Source organism: Rhodospirillaceae bacterium, assembly GCA_016712715.1.
Lineage (GTDB): Bacteria > Pseudomonadota > Alphaproteobacteria > Dongiales > Dongiaceae > Dongia.
This window is the reverse complement of record JADJQM010000001.1, coordinates 90,368-110,759: the sequence shown is the minus strand read 5'-3', so window position 1 is coordinate 110,759 and position 20,392 is coordinate 90,368. Positions and strand designations below refer to the sequence as shown.

Here is a 20,392-nt window from a genome sequence, read left to right as displayed (position 1 = left end):
CTGGGGGTGCGCACTATCCATCAAGTGGCACCTAGACGCGGGGCCATTTGATGTCGAACCCAGCGATACGCGGCACGGCGCCCCGTGGCGGTCGTGACCAGCGGGGGAACTTGTCGCTTGCGTCGGCCAGGGCGTCCTCGATCGTGGTTAGCGCGCGTGTTGCGCTGGCGATCGCCTCGCGAAGGTCGGTAAGCGTCATCGCCCTTGAAAGGATCGTGGGCGGCAAAGCCGCAAGGTCCCTTGCATGTTCAAGGCGTTCGATCGCATCGCCGCATCGCAGGTTGAGCCCGTCAACGTCGGTTCGGTCACGCGGCACATAAGGCACCCAGCCCGGGACCTGCAGCGTGATGAATGTGACCGAGTTCTCGCCTGTCATCACTTCAATGTCGACGGCATCGTTGACGCCGATCGCACCAAGCCAGTGCACCTTGAGGCCAGGCATTTCGATGGTCGGCAGCTGGTAATAGCGGTTGGCGGACAGCGCGAGGTTGAACACGGCCACGGCCTCGGCTGCTTCGGTCGGATTGTCGATGCGATCCGCCGCGGGGATGATTTCGCCCGTGGTGTCAATGTTGGCGCGGTGATGTTCCAGGCGGGCGTGCTCGACCTGTGCCGCTTTTGCGTCGGGGCGGCTCATGGATGCACCGTCTGGACGGGCAGCCCGAGAAGCTCATTGCATTTGGACTTGGGCATGACCCAGCGCCGGCCCACCCGGAAGCCCGGCAGCGTGCCGGCCTCAAGGGCGTCAAGCACGGTCGTGTAATGCGACCCCGTGAGGCTTGCGAATTCCTGCGGGGTGTAAACGGGCAGATCTGATTTTTCAGGTGTTGGCATGCTTGGCCTCGTGGTTTACTGTGTCTATATGCGCCTTGTAAGGCTCTGTTGCTTATAAAGTCTACATATGCTATTGGTAAGAAATCAGTAAGACAGTGAGGATACCCGATGTTGGCGGCAAATTTTGCTTTCGAGTGGGTGCGGGACGAGGCGGGATATGAGATTGGCGCCCCGACCAAAGGGGGCGATGTGGGGGCCACAGCCGTGGGCATTCTGCTTTACGGTGACCTGGAAGTGCGCCGGAAAGGCGGGACCCTGCTGGCAAATGAGCCTGTGCTAGGGGGCAATCTCCATGAAGTCGTGGCCGGCATTCCCGATGATCCTGACGGCATAGCCGCATTTGTGGCCAATTACGGTTTTCTCGGCCTGGACCAGCGGAAACGCCCGGATAGCATCCAGTCGGAATCCATCGCGCAAATTATCGAAGCGCGGAACCGACTGCGGGACGCAATGAAAGCGGCTGGCCAGCTTTCCGAAAACGTAGCCCTTTGGGGCCGTCGCGTTACCAAGGCCCTCGCCATGGAAAAAGACGACGGAGTGGAGCGGGTGAACAAGACATGCGAGTCACCGACCGACCACGCCTTGCGCATGCTATCCGAAATAATCAGCGCCGCGACTGCCAAGAACGCGAGCTTTGAAGTGGTCGTGCAGGCGGCGGGACATAAACTCGAAACGCGGGTTAGACCGCGGTCGCTGATTTCGGCCGCTTGGCTGTCGCTTGCAAACTCAATCACATCCGGGCGACTCTGCGAGGTGTGCGGAAAGCCCGTTGGCAACAGGCGCACCGATCAAATCTATTGCTCAACCAAGTGCAAACAGAAGGCATATGACCGGAAGCGCGCCGTTGAGAAGAAAGCCGCAAAGATGGAGTCCGCGTCATGACTGACACCCCGACGAAATCGAAAACGGTAAAGCGGCGCATCGGCTGCATTCGGGAAATCAAAGGCGCCCGTGGCACCAGCTTTCAAATCGTGCTGCGCCGCAAGGGCGCCAAGCCGCTCTATCGCTCGGTTCAGGGCACCCGCAAGGATGCGGAAAAAGAACTGCGCCGCATGATGGGGCAGCTCGACAAAGGGATGCAGCTTGATCGCGGTTCGCGCACTCTCAAACAATGGATCGACGAATGGTTAGACGGTCCCGCCAAAAGCAAGAGGGCGACCCGGACTTACGAGCGTTACAGATCCTTGCTGCTCGATCACACATCCGACGCCTTGGGCAATATGCTGTTGCGCGAAGTCACCCCCGCGGCAATCGAAAAGCAATACAGCATCATGCTCGATTCCGGGTCCCGCACCCAGCGCAAGAAGGTCAAGCAAGGGGACGGCACCTATTTAACCCCGCCGCCCCGTGGCCTGTCTGCCCGCACCGTGACGCATTACCACCGCGTCTTAAGCCTGTGCCTGAAACGCGCAGCCCGTGACCGGTTAATTGATCACAACCCTTGCCTGGACGCGGACAGACCCTCGCTCAAGCAAACTGCCGATCGATCGAGCAAGGGCGAAACCGTCGCGCCGATCGTGATGCAGGTTCTCGACCAGACCGATCTGGCCACGCTGCTGGGCAAGTTGGCGGCAAGCAAGTCGACGGTGTTGCCCTACCCCCTCGCCCTCTTGGCGCTGGACTGTGGCGCCCGCCGCGGCGAATTGCTGGCGCTGCGCTGGACCGATCTGGACCCCGAGCGGCGGGCGCTGCGAATTGACCGGGCTATCGACGTCACCAAAGAATTCGGCGTTGTCATCAAGCCGGCCCTAAAGAACGAACATAGCCGGCGAACCGTCACGCTTAGCGCGTCGACCGTGGCCGCGCTCTTGGCGGAAAGGGCCCGACAGGAAGCGGAGCAACGTGAGCTCGACCGGATCCTGCCGGCCGCGGCCCTCATGTTCCCCGGCACGGATACCGAGACCGGCTTGCCGCTGCCGCTCGAGCCGCGTGATCCCGACGCGGTGTCCAAGGCGTTCCGGCGCCTCGCCAAGGCGGCTGGCTTCCCCGGGCTGCGCTTCCATGATCTGCGCCACAACTTCGCCTCCCACAAGCTGCGCTTGGGCGTATCGATCGCGGAAGTGAGCCAGGCCCTCGGTCACGCGAACGCCGCCATTACGCTGAGCGTCTATAGCCATGCCGTGCCAAGGCGCGAAGCGGGCGCCGGCCTTATGGACAGCATCATGCCGCCGAAGGCCCCTTCCCAAGTGGCCTAAGCCTGGGTATGAAGTGCCGCGCTTCGGTGCTTCCGGGTTTTGGGTGCTAAGTTGGGTGCTGAAACCGGAGTTTCCGAAGCGTTCGCAGCCGGATACGTTTGCTAATGCGCTGTGAAAACTGAAGATTTTAGAGCAAGTGCCGGCGTAGCACAGTGGTAGTGCAGCGGTTTTGTAAACCGAAGGTCGGGGGTTCAAGTCCCTCCGCCGGCACCATTCCGCAGCCTTCTCAGGGCTGCCAGTCATTCAGGCCGTAATGGCCCATGATCTTGGCCAATCGACCGGATTTGCGCAATTCGCCGACTTCCTCCCGGAGCGCGCCGACCAGCCTGGCGGCATCCTTGTTTCTGGGTGACAAGGCGATATGGATCGGCAGCGCCTCGAGGCAGCCTGCCGTCACCAAATTCTTGGCCTGCCCCTGTCGTGCCGCTTCCATCGCCACGACAGACCTGCTGTCGAGGATCACATCCACCCGCCCCACCAGGAGCAGCCGGATGTTACGCAACGAGGCATCATCACCGGTTGTCGTCGTGACGCGCCCCTGCGGTCTGTCGTTGGCGGCGATGTAGGCGTCGATCGGCCCCTCGTCATGGGTATAGCCGGAGGCCGCCCCAATCAGGACCCCATGCAGGGATTCGATTCCGTCATATCGCCAGCGGCTCTGCGGGGTTACGAAGAAGCAATCGGCATCCATTCCAAGCGGGTCCGACAGGATCAGACCGTCCGCCTCCAGTGCCGTGGCGCCGACGGCGCCGTCAATCCGTCCGTCCCGGACCTCCGACATGGCGCGGTCCCACGGCATCAGCTGGTAATCAACCACGATTCCCAGCCTTGCCATGGCCCGCTGGGCGATCTCGATCATGTAACCGGGGTATTTTTCGCCGGGATCGCAGTTATAGGGACACCAATAATCGGCACGCAGGCGAACCGGATCCGCCTCGGCGTCGACGGCGGCGACAAGGCACAACATCGCCGAAGCGACGCCGGCCAACAGGCGTTTGGCCAACAGGTGTCTGGACAGTGGCAGGGTCATATCGGTGCCGCCGGCAATGTTTCTGGTGCGGATGCGATCCAGCACCATCAAGGCTGCGGTCCAGATTAAGCAGGATCAGCTAACGCAAGACTAACGATCGCCTTGGAGACGAATGCCTTGCCAGCGATGTCAGATCTGCGGCGACAGAACGGCTTGGCTATCTCGCATAGTTCGAACAATATTCCGCAAAAACAATGGACTGAAGGTGTTTCTTCGGAAGATGCATCGGATCATGGCCGGGTCCGCTCTCCTGGAACGGCCCCGGCCAGAATTCGCCTGGTGACCCAGGGTCGATTTCAGCGGCGGGCGATGCGCCACATGGTCGGCAGCAACGCGCAGGCAAGGGCGACTTTGACACCTTCACCGAACAGGAAGGGGAGCAGGCCGCCGGCGATCGCCTTGTCGAGGCCGATATGATAGGCGAGCCAGCCGGTGCCCAGCGCCAGGATGACGGCCTCGCCCACCAGGAATGCGACCATGGACGTCGCGAGCGAACGGCCATGGCCGCGATCGGCAAACCAGCCGACAATCAGGGCGGCAGCCAGGAACCCAGCGAGATAGCCGCCGGTCGGCCCCGCCATGTAGTGGAACCCCGCCCCGGTCGCGAAGACCGGCAGGCCAAGTGCCCCTTCGATGAGGTAGGCAAGCACCGTGACCCCTGCCAGGCGCGCGCCGAACGCGGCGCCGATCATCAGCACAACGAAGGTCTGCATGGTCATCGGCACCGGCCAGAACGGCACCTTGATATGGGCGGAAAGGGCAAGCAGCGCCGTGCCGGCCAGCACCAGGGCGGCCTTCTGCAGGTTACTGCCGGCAAAGCCGGACCAGAGCGTTTCGGCCAAGGTGGGATTCGTCGCTGTCACATTCATGTCTGGAACTCCTATGGCGGGAAAACGAGCGGCCCTGGCAAATCGCGATGGCGGCGGCGGGCGCTCAGTTGGCAGGCGGGTGGGAAGTGGTGAGCCGGGCGGGGTTCGAACCCGCGACCCTCTGATTAAAAGTCAGATGCTCTACCGCTGAGCTACCGGCCCTCACCATATCTGCGGCGGCGATGAAATCCCATTATCCAGGGTAAAAAGCAAGCGCGCATCGTGGCGCCGCCCCCAGCGCCAGCCGGGCTGAATATCTAAAAAATATATACTTTAAAATCAGATAATTATCTGCCGGACTGAAATGCCCGCTTGAGATGCTCGTTGACCCGCGGCGAGACAAACTCGTCGATTCGACCGCCCAGACGGCCGATCTCCTTGATAAAGCGCGACGAGATGAATTGCTGTCGCTCGGACGCCATGAGGAACACCGTCTCGACATCTGGGTCGAGCCGCGCGTTCATGCCGGCCATCTGGAACTCATACTCGAAGTCAGAGACGGCGCGGAGGCCCCGGATGATGAAATGGGCGCCCATCTCCTCGACGAAATGCATCAGCAGATTGTCGAAGGCGCGCACCTCGATCTTGCTCTGGTCGAGACCGTTCCGGGGATCCGCGAGTTCGGCCCGCATCAGTTCCATCCGCTCATCAATGCTGAGCAGCGGCCCCTTTCCGGCATTGGTCGAGACGGCGATGATCAGCCGGTCGGCAAGCAGGCTCGCGCGGCGGATGATGTCCATATGTCCGTTCGTGACGGGGTCGAAGGTGCCTGGATAGACGCCGATCCGGTTGGCCGCACCCTGATCAACCATTATCCCCCTCCCCATTGCCCGTGCCGGGCTCCGCTACCTGGTCGCCGTCACCGGCGCCACCGGCTTCCGTGGTTTCGACATCACTGGTGTCGGCCTCGTCGCCCTCATCCTCGATATCCGGCATGTGGGCCACCGCCACGACCTGTTCGTCGCCGGCGACCTTGAACACGGTCACACCCTGGGTCTGGCGGCGGGCGACGCGGATGTCGTGGACCGGGCAGCGGATCATCTGCCCGCCATCGGTCACCAGCATGATCTGGTCGCGCTCGCTCACCGGGAACGAGGCCGCGACCGTGCCGTTGCGGGGCGAGGTCTCGATATTGGCGATGCCCTGCCCGCCGCGCCCCGTGACCCGGTATTCATAGGCCGAGGTGCGCTTGCCGAAGCCCTTGGCGGTGATGGTCAGGATAAGCTCATCCTTGGCCTCGAGCTCCGCGAGGCGCTCCGGCGACAGCTGCACGGCCTCGCCGGCCGGTGCTTCGCCAGCCTGCGCTTCGGTCGTCTCGACGGCCACGGCGCCCTCTTCAGCCTCGGCGCCCTCGCGACGCTTCTGGGCGGCAAAGCGCAGATAGGCGTCGCGCTCCTCGGTCTCGACTTCGATATGGTTGAGGACGGACATGGAGACGACATTGTCGCCGCTTTCCATCTTGATGCCGCGCACACCCACGGAATCGCGCCCGGCGAAGACGCGCACATCGGTGACCGGGAAGCGGATCGCCTTGCCGCTGCGGGCAGCCAGCAGAATGTCGTTCTCGTCGGTGCAGACGGCGACGCCGATCAGCTTGTCACCCTCTTCCAGCTTCATGGCGATCTTGCCGTTGGCCTTCACGTCGACGAAATCGCTGAGCTCGTTTCGCCGTACATAGCCGCTGGCGGTGGCGAACATGACATGGCTGTTGCGCCAGCTTGCCTCGTCCTCGGGCAGCGGCATCAGGGTCGAGATGGTCTCGCCATCGCCCAGGGGCAGCATGTTGACCAGCGCCTTGCCGCGCGCCTGCGGGTTGCCCAAGGGCAGGCGATAGACCTTGGTCTTGTAGACCATGCCCTTCGTGGAGAAGAACAAGACCGGCGTATGCGTGTCGGCGACGAAGACCTGGCTCACGAAGTCCTCGTCCCTGGTCGACATGCCGGAGCGGCCCTTGCCGCCACGGCGCTGCGCCCGGTAGGCCGAGAGCGGCACACGCTTGATGTAGCCGCCATGGGTGACGGTCACGACCATGTCCTCGCGCTGGATCAGGTCCTCGATATCGTGCTCGAACTCCGAATCCTCGATCGTCGTCTTGCGGGCTGAGCCGAACTGTTCCTTGATGAGCAGCAGGTCGTCGCGCAGGATGCGGAGCCGCTTCGGCCGGCTTTCCAGCGTTTCCAGGTGATCAACGATCTCCTTGGCGAGTTCATTAAGTTCGTCGGCGATCTTTTCGCGCTCGAGGCCTGTGAGGCGCTGCAGGCGCAGATCGAGGATGGCCTTGGCCTGGGCTTCGCTGAGGACGTATGTGTCGCCCTCGCCCATCGGATGTTCGGGATCGTCGATGAGGCGGATGAGCGCCTCCACGTCGGCCGCCGGCCAGGCCCGCGACATCAGCCGTTCCTTGGCGACCTGGGGATCCGGCGCCGTGCGGATGGCCTGGATCACTTCGTCGATATTGGCGACCGCGATGGCGAGGCCGACCAAGACATGGGCCCGCTCGCGCGCCTTGCGGAGGTCGAAAATCGTCCGGCGCGTGATCACTTCCTCGCGGAAGGCGACGAAAGCCACCAGGATCGACTTCAGCGACAGCATCTCCGGCTTGCCGCCGTTGAGCGCCAGCATGTTGACGCCGAAGGAGGATTGCAGCGGCGTGAAGCGGAACAGCTGGTTGAGCACTACTTCCGCCATCGCGTCGCGCTTCAGCTCGACGACGACGCGGACACCGTCGCGGTCGCTCTCGTCGCGCAGGTCCGAGATACCCTCGATGATCTTCTCGCGCACGCATTCGGCCATGCGCTCGATCATGCGCGCCTTGTTCACCTGGTATGGAATTTCGGTGATGACGATCGCTTCGCGGTCCTTGCGGATCTCCTCGATATGCGTGCGGCCGCGCATGACGACCGAGCCGCGGCCCAGGTGATAGGCCTCGCGGATGCCGTTGCGCCCGAGGATCGTGCCGCCGGTCGGGAAATCCGGCCCTGGCACATGCGCCATCAACTCGTCGATGGTGATGTCGTTGTTGTCGATATAGGCGCAGGTGGCGTCGATCACTTCCGAGAGGTTATGCGTCGGGATGTTGGTCGCCATGCCGACCGCAATGCCGCCCGCCCCATTGACCAGCAGGTTGGGATAGCGCGCGGGGAGGACCACCGGCTCCTTCTCGCGGCCGTCGTAATTGTCCTGGAAGTCGACGGTTTCCTTGTCGATGTCATCGAGCAGCGCTTCGCCGGCCTTCGAGAGGCGGGATTCCGTGTATCGCATGGCGGCGGGCATATCGCCGTCCATCGAGCCGAAATTGCCCTGACCGTCGACCAGCAGCACGCGGAGCGAAAAATCCTGCGCCATGCGCACCATGGCGAAATAGATCGATTGGTCGCCATGAGGATGGTACTTCGCCATCACTTCACCGACCGCGCGGGCCGATTTCTTGAACCCGGCGGAGGAGGAGAACCCGCCCTCGGACATGCCGTAGAGGATGCGCCGGTGCACCGGCTTCAGACCGTCGCGCACATCGGGCAGCGCACGGCTGACAATGACGCTCATGGCATAGTCGAGATAGGAGCGTTTCATCTCCTCTTCGATGTTGATCGTGGTGATATCGAATCCGGGTGTCGTCGGCGTCTCGGTCACTGTAAATTATGCCTTATCGGTCAATGCTTTATCTTGAGTCGCGGGATCCCCAGAAACCGCGCCGCGAAGATAGCAGATCGGCCCCCGGTCACAACAGATGCCGGGTTCCGTTTGGCCGAAAAAAGCCAATAAAAACAAAGGCCCGCCGCGATCTTGCGAAAGCGACGGGCCGGAGTCAGGGATGTCAGGGAGATTCCGGTCCGGATCGGGGGCGATCCGGGCGGTTGTGAGGGCTCGGAAACCGGCTTTTAGGCGGCCTTCGGACCCCCAAAATCGTTGGCGAACTTGCCCGCGTCATAGGCATAGAACTCGGCCGGCGCGCGCATCAGGCGGTTGGCCGGGTCGCGCAGCAGGCCCATATCCTGCAACAGATGGTCGTCGCACACCGACAGGACCACTTCCAGGCTCGGCGCGATCGCCTTGGCACGGCTGCTGAGGAACAAACGGGTCAACATGGTAGGTCTCCACTAGTTTAGCTGCTCTCTGTCGCACATACCGGCCATCCGGTTCATGCCGCTCTGCAGCATTGATCTCATATGGCTAAAATAGGGAGTTCCAGGACGCTTGACACGCGATAAGTATTAACGATTATGTTTAGTTATGCTAAATCCTCCACCACCCACATTCAGCCGCCGGATGGTTGCCCTGCCGGGCTTGCGCGCCTTCGAGGCCGTGGCGCGCCTGGGCAGCGTCCGTCAGGCGGCGGCCGAGCTCAACGTGACCCCCGGCGCCGTCAGCCAGCAGGTCAAGGCCTTGGAGGCTGAGATCGGCCGGGCCCTCGTACAGCGCCAGGGCACCGGCCTCGTCCTCACCCGCATGGGCCAGGAGGTGAAAGACGACCTCACAGCCGCCTTCCGGCTGCTCGGCCGAGTCTCCGACCGCATGCGCCAGGGACTGAAGGGCCTCTCGCTCAGGCTCCGCATCGAAGACCCGGCACTGGCCGCCAACTGGCTCCTTACCCGACTGCAGCGCTACCGCGCGCGGCCAGACAGTGTCGACGTGGTGCTGGAGACGGCGACCCACTGGGCGCAGCTCGAACCGGACGCCTTCGATTTCGACATCCGCTTCGGCCTCGGCGACTGGCCCGACGTGACCGCGCATCGCTTGTTCGCCGATGAGGTCTTCCCGGTGTGCAGCCCACGCATCCTTGAGAAGCATCCGCTCATCGAGCCACGCGACCTGCAGCACCACACGCTGCTCCATCTCGACTGGACCGGGCAATCGGTCATCTGGCCGGACTGGCCGGCCTGGCTCCGCGCGGCGGGTGTGCCGGATGTCGACACCTCGCGCGGCATCCATTTCACTGATTTTGCGCTCTGCCTGCAGGCCGCCACCGCGGGCCAAGGTGTCGCCTTGGGCACCACAGGCGCCGTCGCCGATCTCCTCGCCGACGGTCGTCTGGTCTCGCCCTTCGAGAAGAGCATCATCACGCCGTTTGCCTATTACCTGGTGCACAGCCCCGACGTGCTGAAACGCCCCGAGGCGCAGGGGTTGTTGGACTGGATCCTTGAGGAAGCTCGGGCGACCGAGATCTAGACGATCGCCATCAATTTTGCCGCCAGCACCACGGCACTTTCCGGCCGCAGCTTCGGCCAGTCCTCGCTGAGCAAAGCCTTCAACGCCGACGCCGTCTTCTCGGAGAAGATCACCGTGCCGTCCTTCTCGATCGCCGTGATGCCGTCGAAGGTCAAGGCCGCCGCATTGATGCCGAGCGCATGTTCCAGCGTCCAATCGAGCGGCAGGTCGACCGCGACGCCCTTGCGGCTGATGGTGACGGGATAGCCGCCGACCAAGCCATTGGGCGCCGGCGCATGCAGCGCATAGGGTTCTTCGCTGAGCAGCGCCGCCAGCACATCGAGGCTGGCCGAGGCCGTGATGCGGTTGATGTCTTGGGTCTGTTCCACCGCCATCTTCACGCTGCGCAACTTGTCCTTCACCGCCAGCGAGATATCGTGGCCATGCCACAGCACCTGCAGCAGGAAGGGCGGCAATTCCTTCACAGTTTCCTCCGTGTAGAACAGTGAGGTAAGCGCATGGCCGCCCACCAGCTTGATGGCAAAGTCAGCGATCGGTGCATTCGTGTGCTGGGCCGCCAGGAACCGGATCTTGGGCAGGCATTCGCTGATATTGCCGACACCCACGATGGGACCGGCGCCGGTCATGTGCAGGATGGCATTGACCACATCGGGATAGCTGCCGGCGACCCAGGGGCAGTGGAGTTCGGATTTCTCCCACGCGGCGCGCAGGGCCATCATGGGCGCCAGATGACAGGCAAGCCAGCCGGCGAAGGGCAGCGATTTCAATTTCGTGTTGCTGCTGGCGGCGACCTTCCACCAGGGCAGAAACGTGGGTGCCGCGAACATCAGGTCGGGCTGGATCTTGCGAAGAATGTCGGCTGCATTGGGCGCGTTGAAATCGAACGCCACCACATCGATGCGTGGATACTGCCCCTCCAGCGCCGCGCCGATGCGCGCCGCATTGGCCTTGGCGCGGGCATGGGCCACATCGCGGGTCGCCACGATGATATGCGGGAATCGCCCATCCCGCGCCGCCGCCTCCAGCACGGCGCCACCAAGCTTCCCCAGCGATATCAGCAGCAGCTTGCTCAATGCGTCCCCGAGTCCGAGATCGGGATGAGCGTAACGGTTAGACGGAGCGTTGGCGATACCCCCTCACCCTGACCCTCTCCCGCGAGGGGAGAGGGGAAGAGACCTGCCGGCAATGCCCGTCGCTGGATGAAGGTTGGAAATCAGAATGCGTGACGAAGCCCCTCTCCCCTCGCGGGAGAGGGGTTGGGGTGAGGGGGCGCTGGCGACGGGCCTACTTCTTGTTGATCCCCGCCTTCGCCAACGCCGCCGCCATCGCGCCGCCGAAGGGTGAATCAGATTTCGCCGCCGGCTTGTTGTCCTGCATGAACTTCCGGTCGCCCCGCGCCATCGGCCGGTCCTTGGGCGCCTCGGTCTGCTGGCGGGCGGCCGGTGTGTCGCCGGAGCGCATGGTGAGCGAGATGCGCTTGCGCTTGATATCGACCTCCAGCACGCGCACCTTCACCACGTCGCCGGGCTTCACGACCTCGCGCGGGTCCTTGACGAAGCGGTCGGCCAGCGCCGAGACATGGACCAGCCCGTCCTGATGGACACCGATATCGACGAAGGCGCCGAAGGCTGCGACGTTGGTCACGACGCCTTCCAGCTGCATGCCGGGCTGCAGGTCCTTCATCTCCTCGACGCCTTCCTTGAAGGTCGCCGTCTTGAATTCCGGACGCGGATCGCGGCCGGGCTTTTCCAGCTCCTTGAGGATGTCGGTGACGGTCGGCACACCGAAGGTCTCGTCGGTGAATTCTTCCGCCTTCAGGCTGCGCAGCAGGGTGCTGTCGCCGATGACGGCACTCATCTCGCGCCCCGTCACAGCCATGATGCGGCGGACGACCGGATAGGCTTCCGGATGCACCGATGAGCGATCGAGCGGATCTTCGCCGTCGCGGATGCGCATGAAGCCTGCCGCCTGTTCGAATGCCTTGGGCCCCAAACGCGGCACGCTCAGCAACTGCTCCCTGGATTTGAAAGGACCGTTGGCATCGCGGAAGGCGACGATGTTCTGGGCGAGGCTTTCACCGAGACCGGAGACGCGCGCCAGCAGCTTGGCGGACGCCGTGTTGATCTCGACGCCGACCGCGTTCACGCAATCCTCGACCACGGCGTCCAGCGCCTTGGAGAGGCGGAACTCGGCAATGTCGTGCTGGTACTGCCCGACACCGATGGATTTGGGATCGATCTTCACCAGTTCGGCCAAGGGATCCTGCAGACGCCGCGCAATCGAGACGGCGCCGCGGATGGTCACATCCAGTTCCGGCAACTCCTTGGAGGCGTATTCCGAGGCCGAATAGATCGAGGCACCGGCTTCCGACACCATCACCTTGGTCAGCGTCAATTCCGGGTGGCGCTTCATGAGGTCATCGACCAGCTTGTCGGTCTCGCGGCTGGCGGTCCCGTTGCCGATGGCGACCAGTTCCAGCTTGTGGCGCAGGCAGAGGGCCGCGAGCACGGCAATCGATTCATCCCATTTGCGCATCGGCTCATGGGGATAGATGGTGGCGAATTCCAGCACCTTGCCAGTGGCGGCGATCACCGCGACCTTGCAACCGGTGCGAATGCCGGGATCGAGGCCAAGTGTTGCGCGACCACCGGCCGGCGCCGACATCAGCACGTCCTTGAGGTTGGACGCAAAGACGCGCACCGCCTCGTCTTCCGCTGCCTGGCGGAGGCGACCCATGAGATCTAGCTCCAGGCTCAGCTTCAGCTTCACACGCCAGCACCAATGCACGACATCGATCAGCCAGCTATCCGCCGCACGACCCTGGTCGGCAATGCCCGCACTGGCGGCAATCGCGCGTTCCGCTTCATTGAGCGCCTTGCGGTCCTCCGGCTCGTCGATCGCGAGATTGAGGGCGAGGATCTCCTCCTTCTGGCCGCGGAACATGGCAAGCGCGCGGTGCGAGGGTACCTTGTTGATCGGTTCCGCAGCATCAAAGTAATCGGAAAACTTGGCGCCGGAATCCTGCTTGCCTTCCATGACCTTCGAGACGAGGCGCGCCTTCTCCCACATGAAATCGCGCAGGCGACCGAGCAGGTCGGCGCTTTCGGCGAATCTTTCGGCAAGGATGTCGCGAGCGCCTTCCAATGCCGCCTTCACATCGGCGACGTTCTTTTCGGCATTCACATAGGCGGCGGCTTCACCTTGCGGATTGCGCGTCGGTTCGGCGAGCAGCAGATCGGCCAGTGGCTCAAGACCTGCTTCGCGCGCGATCTGCGCCTTGGTGCGGCGCTTCACCTTGTAAGGCAGATAGAGATCTTCCAATCGCGCCTTGGTATCGGCGACCGCGATCTCCAGCGACAGCGCGTCGGTCATCTTGCCCTGCTCGTCGATGCTCTTGAAGATCGCAGCGCGGCGATCCTCGAGCTCACGGAGATAGGACAGGCGCTCCTCCAGCTTGCGCAGCTGCGTGTCGTCCAGGCCGCCGGTGACTTCCTTGCGGTAGCGGGAAATGAAGGGAACGGTGGCGCCGCCATCCAGCAGTTCGACCGCGGCCCGGACCTGCTCGTCGCGAGCGTTCAGTTCCTCGGCGATCCTTGCTTCGATGGATTTCATGCGGTCTCTCCCGAATCGGTCTCTAATGGCCCCGGGCTGGATGACAGGGGCGAAAGGCGGGCCTTGTAGCGGAGGCATGAGTAGGGTTCAATGCCTTGACTTGATAGAAATCCCACACCTGACCAGCCAGCCGCTTGATTCTACTGAAAGATCACACAATGCCCGCAAACGCCACCTCCTCTCGCCCTGCGGCCGTCGGGACCGTTCAGGTCGATAACGACCGCGTTGTTGTCACCGAATGGCGCTTTGCGCCGGGAGCCGAGACGACCTGGCATCGTCACGGTTATGATTACGTGGTCGTGCCGATGAAAAACGGCCGCCTGCAGATCGACGACGGCAAGGAGCAGCGCGTCGTCGAACTCGTCGCCGGGAAATCATACTACCGCCCGGTTGGCGTCGAACACAATGTCATCAACGCCAACGATTACGAGTATGTCTTTGTCGAAATCGAATTCAAAGCCCCCCATCCCACCAACTGACGGCAAGGCCGCCAAACAAAAGCCGTCCCGCGGTCCACGCAAGGATTCACGGTCGGCGCGCAAGGACAAGGCGCGCGCAGCCGAGGTGACTGGCGGCAAGGCCGTCCCCTTCCCGACCAAGGAACAGGTGCTGGAATTCATCCGGACCTCGCCTGTGCCGGTCGGCAAGCGAGAGATCGCGCGGGCCTTTCATCTGCGCGGCCAGGACCGCATTCCACTCAAATCCCTGCTGAAGGAATTGGAGCAAGGCGGTGCCGTCGATCGCGGCAAGGCACGGCGTCTGGCGGCGCCTGGCGCACTCCCTGAAGTTGCCGTGGTGCAGGTCATCGGCCCCGATGCCGATGGCGATATCTGGGCGCGGCCGATCGATTTTCCCAAGGACGATGCCGAACCGCAGATCGTCATCATCGAGGACAAGAAGCTCGACCGGCCCCTGGCGGCGGGCGACCGCGTGCTGGTGCGCCTCGAAAAGACCGATGCCGACATCTATGAAGCGCGGCCGATCCGGCGCCTGCAGAGCCGCGCCGAGCGCGTGGTCGGCGTGTTCGAGAAAGGTCCCCATGGCAGCGGGCGGCTGATCCCCACCAGCAAGCGCGTCAAGACCGAGTTCACCGTCGACCCCAAAGATACCGGCGGCGCCAAGCCGGAAGAAATCGTGGTGGCGGAGATCGAACCGGCAAAGCGCCTCGGCACACCCAAGGCGCGCATTGTCGAACGCATCGGCCGCATCGGTGACGCGAAATCGGTCAGCATCATCTCGATCGCCGAGCATCACATCCCCTTCCAGTTCCCGCCCGCCGCATTGGAGCAAGCGGAAACGGCGACCGCGGCGCCGCTCGGCAAGCGCACCGATCTGCGGCAGGTCCCGCTCATCACCATCGATGGCGATGATGCGCGCGATTTCGACGATGCCGTCTGGGCCACGGCCGACGATCACGCTGACAATCCCGGCGGCTGGCGCATCATGGTCGCCATCGCCGATGTCGCCTGGTATGTCCGCCCGGACGATCCCCTCGACCGATCGGCGCGCGATCGCGGCAATTCGGTCTACTTCCCCGACCGCGTCGTCCCCATGCTGCCCGAGGAACTCAGCAATGGCTGGTGTTCGCTCCGGCCCCATGAAGACCGGCCGGTGATGGCGGTCGAAATGGTGATCGACGCCCAGGGCAAGAAGCTGCGCCATCATTTCGTGCGCGGCCTGATGCGCTCGGCAGCTCGCCTCACCTATGAACAGGCACAGGCCGCCATGGACGGCCAGCCCAACGATCTCACCGGCCCACTGCTTGAGCCAGTGATCAAGCCGCTCTACGGCGCCTTCCAATCCCTGCTGAAGGCCCGCGAGGCGCGTGGCACGCTGGAACTCGACCTTCCCGAACGCCGCGTCTTCATCAACAAGGACGGCCAGATCGAGCGGATCGAAGCACGCCAGCGCCTCGACAGCCACCGCCTCATCGAGGAATTCATGATCGCCGCCAATGTGGCGGCTGCCGAATCGCTGGAAAAGAAGCGCTGGCCCTGCATGTACCGCGTCCACGACCAGCCGGACGCAACCCGTATCGAGGCCTTGCGCGAGTTCCTGGCCTCCCTCGACTTCAACCTCGCCCGTGGCCAGGTCCTGCTGCCCAAGCATTTCACCCAACTGCTTCAGAAGGCCAAGGACACCCCCTATGCCGAGATGATCAGCACCCTGGTGCTGCGCTCCCAGGCACAGGCGGTTTATGCGCCGGACAATCTCGGCCATTTTGGCCTGGCACTCGCGCGCTACGCCCATTTCACCTCGCCCATCCGGCGCTATGCCGACCTCCTCGTCCACCGCGCTTTGATCGGCGCCTATGATCTGGGCGACGGGGCCCTCGACAGATCGGCGCTCGCCGAGTTTGCCGAGACGGGCGTCCATATCTCCGGAACCGAGCGGCGCGCGGCGGCGGCGGAACGCGACGCGGTCGACCGCTACGTGGCGGCGTTTCTGGCCGACAAGGTCGATTCCGAATTCGCCGGGCGCATCTCCGGTGTGGCGCGCTTCGGCCTGTTCATCAACCTGCGCGAAACCGGGGCCGATGGAATTATTCCCATATCCACCCTGCCGCAGGACTTCTATGACCATGACGAACAGCGCCATGCCCTGGTCGGGCGCCGTTCCGGGCGGCGCTACCAGCTCGGCCAATCCGTCACCGTGCGGCTGGTCAGCGCCGACGCCCTCACCGGCGGCGTCACCCTGGAAATGCTATCGGCCGAACCCTTGAGCGATGGCGCAGACAGTTTCTTGGGTCGCACCTCGCCCCGCCAAAACCAGAAGGGCCGGGATCAGCGGGTAGCGGGCAAAAAAGGAGGCGGCCAGGGCCGTCCGAAAAATCTGCGCCTGGGCAAGAAGGGTCCCGGTTCCGGCAAAAAAGGGAAGAAGCCCGCAAATAAAGGTAAGAAGTGAGCCCGATTCGGACCGCAGAGGCCCTAGCCTAGGGCGGGAATTCTGCTAGATTGGCCGCGAACAAGGGGTTACCGGGCGGCGCGATCGGGGCAGCGTGTCGGCACTGGCTTAGTAGCGGATACCAACTGATTGAGTGCGTTTCGTCCTGTGGGTAGGGTGACCGGGTGGCCTGGCAAGCAGGTGGCACGCCGGTTGATGCTTTTGCCTTTGGTGTTCGGGCTTTACGCTTGCGCCAGCACCGCCAGCCGTTCGCCTGAAGATGCGACCGCCGCCCTCGACCGCGACATGCTGGAAACCGGGCTCGGCGACATCGACTCCATCTACATCACCCAGCAGAACATCCCCGAGCTCACCTTGGTGGGCATGCAGCAGCTCTCGACCATCGATCCGGATCTCTCGGTCGAGGGCGACAGCGACGAGTTGAAGCTGCTGCTGAAGAAGACCGTGATTGAGACCGAGAAGCTCGCCGACGGCGAGGACGCCACTGCCAAGCAATGGGGCAAGGCCGCGGCCAAGATCCTGCGCGAAGCGCGCCAGAAATCGACCAAGGTCGCCGAGGCAGGCAACGAAAAGATCTACGAAGCCATCTTCACCGGCATTGTCGGCAAACTCGACGGCTTCTCGCGCTATGCCGGCACCGAGGCCGCGCGCGAGGACAAGGCGTCCCGCGACGGGTTCGGTGGCATCGGCATCCGCATCTCGGTCGAGGATGGCGAGGTCCGCATCACCGCCATCATGCATTACACGCCCGCCGAGCGCCTCGGCCTGAAGCGCGACGACATCATTCTCAAGATCGACGGCCAGTCGGTCGATGGCCTTGCACAGCAGCAGGTCGTCAACGAATTGCGCGGCGAGGTCGACAGCCGGGTGACGCTCACCTTGCTCCGCGACGGCAAGGACGAGCCGTTCGACGTCAGCGTCAAGCGCGCTCATGTGGTGCCGGAAACCGTCAGCTACCGGCGCGAGGGCGATGTCGCCTATTTCCGGGTCTTCAGCTTCAACTCGGAAACCGCCAACAGCCTGAAGCGCGAAATCAACGACGCCAAGGACGAGATCGGCAAGAAGATCAAAGGCTATATCCTCGATCTGCGAAACAATCCGGGCGGCTATGTGCCGCAATCGGTGGCGACCGCCAATCTGTTCCTTGATGAAGGCCGCATCGTCTCGATCCACGGCCGCCATCCCGACAGCCACCAGTATTTCGAAGCGACCGATGGCGACATCGCCTCGGGCAAGCCGATCGCCGTGCTGATCGACGGCAACTCCGCCTCAGCCGCCGAGATCGTCGCCGCGGCCCTGCAGGACAATGGCCGCGCCGTCCTCATCGGCTCCAACTCCTACGGCAAGGGCACGGTCCAGAACATCAAGCCGCTGCCCAATGATGGCGAGATCAAGCTGACCTGGGCCCGCTTCCACGCACCTTCGGGCTACACGCTCCATCATCTGGGCGTGCTGCCGACGATCTGTACCAGTGGCAAGCACAATTCCGACGCGCTCCTCAACGAACTGCGCCAGGGTGACCTGCCCGAAGTGCCGACGGTGAAGCGCAATGCCGCCAAGCCCGACGACACCAAGGCGTTGGACGCACTCCGCCAATCCTGCCCGGCCAGGAAGAGCGAAGACCCGATCGATCTGGAATTGGCGCTGAAGCTCATCGACCAGCCGAGCCTTTATGCCAATGCCGTGGACCTCGCCGATCCGCCCGATGACGCCCAGGTCGACGACGACGCCGAGGCGCTCCTGCCTTTCGTTCCCTGACCTTGGGCGATCCCGCCTCCGCAGCGCGCCGCGGGCCGGTCAAGCCGGCTGACGCCGCTGGGCTCGTGCTCATCCGCGCTGGCGCTTCCGGCGTGCCCGAAATCCTCATCGGCCGCCGCCCGGCCAAGATGGGCTTCCTCCCCGGCATCCATGTCGTCCCCGGCGGCCGCGTCGATCCGCCGGATGCGATGAGCCCCTATCCCGGCGCCCCCCATCCCGCCGTCACCCGGGCCTTGAGCGGCAGGCGCCCGCCCCTCGCTTTCCTCAACGCCGCCTTGCGCGAAACCCATGAAGAGACCGGCCTGCTGGTGGGCAAACCCTTTGCCGGCACCGCCCCCCTCACGCACTCGCCCTTCTGGCAGGCCTATCGCGAAGCTGGCCTCGCCCCCGATTACGGCGCCCTCGACTATCTTTGCCGGGCCATCACTCCGGTCACCTCGAAGCGGCGCTTCAACACCCGATTCTTTCTGGGGGATGGGAATCACGTCGCCGGCACCCTCGGTGGGAACGGCGAATTGGAAGATCTCGCCTGGGCCAAGGCGAGCGCGCTCGGTGACCTCACCCTGGTCGACGTCACCGAATACGTCCTGAAAACAGCCCTTGAGCGCTGGACCAGCCGCGCGCCGATCGGCGCCACGCCCGCTAAGCTATTGAATTACCGGAAAGATATCATGACACTGAGCAACCGCCGTCGGTCGCCTCGTTAACCAGGCCGGGCGGAACCAGAATAGCGGCCTCATTAACTTGACTTTCGGCGTTTCCCCGCTATTTTGCGCCATCCTTTTGCAGCGACACGCATTTTATTGAGAGACGGCCATGGCCAAGTCAGCGACCATTCTTGTGAAACTCGTCAGCACCGCTGACACCGGTTTCTATTACGTGACGAAGAAGAACCCGCGCTCGACCACCGAGAAGCTGGAATTCCGCAAATACGATCCGGTGGTGAAGAAGCACGTGGCCTTCAAGGAAGCCAAGATCAAGTAATCTGGCTACTCCACGACGGCATTTGAACGGGGCGCTTCCCAACGGAAGCGCCCCGTTTGCATTTTTGCCTAAGAGCCCCTCACCCCAACCCCTCTCCCCCTAAGGACGGGGCGAGGGGCTTTATGGCGATCTCGCTCGTAACTCCCTCGCCCCGCTTGCGGGGAGAGGGGCGGGGTGAGGGGATTTTGACGCTAAGCCGCCTTCAGCCCCAGCAGCGCCCGCGCCTCGGCGGGCGTGGCGGGATGCCGGTCATACTTGCCGCAGAGATCGGCCACCCGCTTCACCAGTTCGGCATTGCTCGCGGCCAGGCGCCCCTTCTCGAAATAGATATTGTCCTCGAGCCCGGTGCGCACATGACCGCCGCGCTTCAGCGCCCAATGATTGGCGTCGAGCTGCAGGCGGCCGATCGCGGCCGCGGTCCAGGTCGCCTTCGGCATCAGTTCGGTCAGTTCTTCGAGCATGAAATCGACGATCTTCTCGCGCGCCGGCAGCGCGCCTGGAATCCCCAGCACGAACTGCACATGGGCCGGATCCTTGAGCAGGCCGCGCTCCACCAGCGCCTTGGCGTTGTAGAGCATGGCGAGATCGAACAATTCGCATTCCGGTTTCACGTCATATTTCAGCATGTCGTTCGCCAGATCGTCGATGAGCTGCGGCGGGTTCTCATAGATGATCGTCGCGAAATTGACCGAGCCGGTGGCAAGCGATCCCATGTCGGGCTTCAGCGCCAAGGCGGCACCGCGCTCCGAGGCCTCGCGCCCGCGCCCGCCGGTCGAGAACTGGATGATCATGCCGGGGCAATGCTTGCGGATGCCGTCCTGCACCAGGCGGAACTTCTCGATGTCGGAGGATGATTTGTCCTCGGCGTCGCGCACATGGATATGAACCAGGCTCGCCCCTGCCTCGAACGCCTGCTGCGTGCTTTCGATCTGCTCGGCCGGCTGTGTCGGCACGGCTGGGTTCTGGGCTTTGGTGGGCTGGCTGCCGGTGATGGCGACGGTGATGATCGCGGGTGTGCTCATGATCTTTGAAACTTTGCT

General features: G+C 63.4%; 18 protein-coding genes and 2 tRNA genes. 9 read left to right on the top strand and 11 right to left on the bottom strand.

What is annotated here, in order from left to right; translation table 11 throughout:
- Positions 1-31: 31 nt before the first annotated feature.
- Positions 32-637: a hypothetical protein gene (locus IPK59_00610; protein ID MBK8157363.1), complete on the bottom strand. Its 606-nt coding sequence runs from the start codon at positions 635-637 to the stop codon at positions 32-34.
- Positions 634-834: an excisionase family DNA-binding protein gene (locus IPK59_00605; protein MBK8157362.1), complete on the bottom strand. Its 201-nt coding sequence runs from the start codon at positions 832-834 to the stop codon at positions 634-636. The genes IPK59_00610 and IPK59_00605 overlap by 4 nt, the downstream gene beginning before the upstream one ends.
- A gap of 108 nt (positions 835-942) precedes the next feature.
- Between IPK59_00605 and IPK59_00600 the strand changes: the two genes are divergently transcribed.
- The 3 genes from IPK59_00600 (at position 943) to IPK59_00590 (ending at position 3,242) form a co-directional block, all read left to right on the top strand.
- Entirely contained in the window at positions 943-1,716 is a 774-nt protein-coding gene (locus IPK59_00600) for a hypothetical protein (protein MBK8157361.1), read from the top strand.
- Entirely contained in the window at positions 1,713-3,029 is a 1,317-nt protein-coding gene (locus IPK59_00595) for a site-specific integrase (protein ID MBK8157360.1), read from the top strand. Before IPK59_00600 ends, IPK59_00595 begins: the two co-directional genes overlap by 4 nt.
- Before the next feature lie 138 nt (positions 3,030-3,167).
- A tRNA-Thr gene (locus tag IPK59_00590) sits at positions 3,168-3,242 on the top strand.
- A gap of 13 nt (positions 3,243-3,255) precedes the next feature.
- Here the strand turns inward: IPK59_00590 and IPK59_00585 are convergent.
- The 6 genes from IPK59_00585 to IPK59_00560 form a co-directional block, all read right to left on the bottom strand.
- Entirely contained in the window at positions 3,256-4,107 is an 852-nt protein-coding gene (locus IPK59_00585) for a transporter substrate-binding domain-containing protein (protein MBK8157359.1), read from the bottom strand.
- A gap of 248 nt (positions 4,108-4,355) precedes the next feature.
- Positions 4,356-4,928 (bottom strand): biotin transporter BioY, encoded by a 573-nt coding sequence (locus tag IPK59_00580; GenBank protein ID MBK8157358.1) that lies wholly within the window; start codon positions 4,926-4,928, stop codon positions 4,356-4,358.
- An 87-nt stretch (positions 4,929-5,015) separates the two neighbouring features.
- Positions 5,016-5,090, bottom strand: a tRNA-Lys gene (locus tag IPK59_00575).
- Between the two features lie 125 nt (positions 5,091-5,215).
- Positions 5,216-5,740 (bottom strand): pantetheine-phosphate adenylyltransferase, encoded by a 525-nt coding sequence (gene coaD, locus IPK59_00570; protein MBK8157357.1) that lies wholly within the window; start codon positions 5,738-5,740, stop codon positions 5,216-5,218.
- Positions 5,733-8,558 (bottom strand): DNA gyrase subunit A, encoded by a 2,826-nt coding sequence (gene gyrA / locus IPK59_00565; protein MBK8157356.1) that lies wholly within the window; start codon positions 8,556-8,558, stop codon positions 5,733-5,735. The genes coaD and gyrA overlap by 8 nt, the downstream gene beginning before the upstream one ends.
- A 248-nt stretch (positions 8,559-8,806) precedes the next feature.
- Positions 8,807-9,013, bottom strand: coding sequence for a hypothetical protein (locus tag IPK59_00560; protein ID MBK8157355.1), 207 nt, complete (start codon positions 9,011-9,013; stop codon positions 8,807-8,809).
- Between the two features lie 181 nt (positions 9,014-9,194).
- On the opposite strand from IPK59_00560, the gene IPK59_00555 reads away from it, so the two are divergent.
- The gene (locus IPK59_00555; GenBank protein MBK8157354.1) at positions 9,195-10,094 is read left to right on the top strand and encodes a LysR family transcriptional regulator; all 900 of its coding nucleotides are present in this window, start codon (positions 9,195-9,197) and stop codon (positions 10,092-10,094) included.
- Here IPK59_00555 and IPK59_00550 read toward each other — a convergent pair.
- Entirely contained in the window at positions 10,091-11,167 is a 1,077-nt protein-coding gene (locus IPK59_00550; GenBank protein MBK8157353.1) for a hypothetical protein, read from the bottom strand. The genes IPK59_00555 and IPK59_00550 overlap by 4 nt on opposite strands.
- A 211-nt stretch (positions 11,168-11,378) precedes the next feature.
- Positions 11,379-13,706, bottom strand: a complete 2,328-nt coding sequence (locus tag IPK59_00545; protein ID MBK8157352.1) for an RNA-binding transcriptional accessory protein — start codon at positions 13,704-13,706, stop codon at positions 11,379-11,381.
- Positions 13,707-13,864: 158 nt separating this feature from the next.
- Here IPK59_00545 and IPK59_00540 point away from each other — a divergent pair, with 158 nt between their 5' ends.
- The 5 genes from IPK59_00540 (at position 13,865) to rpmG (ending at position 19,352) form a co-directional block, all read left to right on the top strand.
- Positions 13,865-14,185: a cupin domain-containing protein gene (locus IPK59_00540; protein MBK8157351.1), complete on the top strand. Its 321-nt coding sequence runs from the start codon at positions 13,865-13,867 to the stop codon at positions 14,183-14,185.
- The gene (gene rnr / locus IPK59_00535; protein MBK8157350.1) at positions 14,139-16,610 is read left to right on the top strand and encodes a ribonuclease R; all 2,472 of its coding nucleotides are present in this window, start codon (positions 14,139-14,141) and stop codon (positions 16,608-16,610) included. The genes IPK59_00540 and rnr overlap by 47 nt, the downstream gene beginning before the upstream one ends.
- A 195-nt stretch (positions 16,611-16,805) precedes the next feature.
- The gene (locus tag IPK59_00530) at positions 16,806-18,368 is read left to right on the top strand and encodes a S41 family peptidase (GenBank protein MBK8157349.1); all 1,563 of its coding nucleotides are present in this window, start codon (positions 16,806-16,808) and stop codon (positions 18,366-18,368) included.
- 2 nt (positions 18,369-18,370) lie between these two features.
- On the top strand, positions 18,371-19,075 hold the full coding sequence (locus tag IPK59_00525; protein MBK8157348.1) for a hypothetical protein: 705 nt from the start codon (positions 18,371-18,373) through the stop codon (positions 19,073-19,075).
- Positions 19,076-19,184: 109 nt separating this feature from the next.
- Positions 19,185-19,352, top strand: a complete 168-nt coding sequence (gene rpmG, locus IPK59_00520) for a 50S ribosomal protein L33 (protein MBK8157347.1) — start codon at positions 19,185-19,187, stop codon at positions 19,350-19,352.
- A gap of 191 nt (positions 19,353-19,543) precedes the next feature.
- Here the strand turns inward: rpmG and IPK59_00515 are convergent, their stop codons facing one another.
- Complete coding sequence (locus IPK59_00515) at positions 19,544-20,374, bottom strand: 3-keto-5-aminohexanoate cleavage protein (protein ID MBK8157346.1); 831 nt, start codon at positions 20,372-20,374, stop codon at positions 19,544-19,546.
- Positions 20,375-20,392: the final 18 nt, after the last annotated feature.

Bases quoted from the DNA above. Each gene is read 5' to 3' on its own strand.
- IPK59_00545 (MBK8157352.1), bottom strand. From the start codon at position 13,706: ATGAAATCCATCGAAGCAAGGATCGCCGAGGAACTGAACGCTCGCGAC.
- IPK59_00580 (MBK8157358.1), bottom strand. From the start codon at position 4,928: ATGAATGTGACAGCGACGAATCCCACCTTGGCCGAAACGCTCTGGTCC.
- IPK59_00560 (MBK8157355.1), bottom strand. From the start codon at position 9,013: ATGTTGACCCGTTTGTTCCTCAGCAGCCGTGCCAAGGCGATCGCGCCG.
- IPK59_00585 (MBK8157359.1), bottom strand. From the start codon at position 4,107: ATGGTGCTGGATCGCATCCGCACCAGAAACATTGCCGGCGGCACCGAT.
- IPK59_00605 (MBK8157362.1), bottom strand. From the start codon at position 834: ATGCCAACACCTGAAAAATCAGATCTGCCCGTTTACACCCCGCAGGAA.
- IPK59_00530 (MBK8157349.1), top strand. From the start codon at position 16,806: ATGCTTTTGCCTTTGGTGTTCGGGCTTTACGCTTGCGCCAGCACCGCC.
- IPK59_00515 (MBK8157346.1), bottom strand. From the start codon at position 20,374: ATGAGCACACCCGCGATCATCACCGTCGCCATCACCGGCAGCCAGCCC.
- IPK59_00540 (MBK8157351.1), top strand. From the start codon at position 13,865: ATGCCCGCAAACGCCACCTCCTCTCGCCCTGCGGCCGTCGGGACCGTT.
- coaD (MBK8157357.1), bottom strand. From the start codon at position 5,740: ATGGTTGATCAGGGTGCGGCCAACCGGATCGGCGTCTATCCAGGCACC.
- IPK59_00600 (MBK8157361.1), top strand. From the start codon at position 943: ATGTTGGCGGCAAATTTTGCTTTCGAGTGGGTGCGGGACGAGGCGGGA.
- rnr (MBK8157350.1), top strand. From the start codon at position 14,139: ATGTCTTTGTCGAAATCGAATTCAAAGCCCCCCATCCCACCAACTGAC.
- IPK59_00610 (MBK8157363.1), bottom strand. From the start codon at position 637: ATGAGCCGCCCCGACGCAAAAGCGGCACAGGTCGAGCACGCCCGCCTG.
- rpmG (MBK8157347.1), top strand. From the start codon at position 19,185: ATGGCCAAGTCAGCGACCATTCTTGTGAAACTCGTCAGCACCGCTGAC.
- IPK59_00555 (MBK8157354.1), top strand. From the start codon at position 9,195: ATGGTTGCCCTGCCGGGCTTGCGCGCCTTCGAGGCCGTGGCGCGCCTG.
- IPK59_00595 (MBK8157360.1), top strand. From the start codon at position 1,713: ATGACTGACACCCCGACGAAATCGAAAACGGTAAAGCGGCGCATCGGC.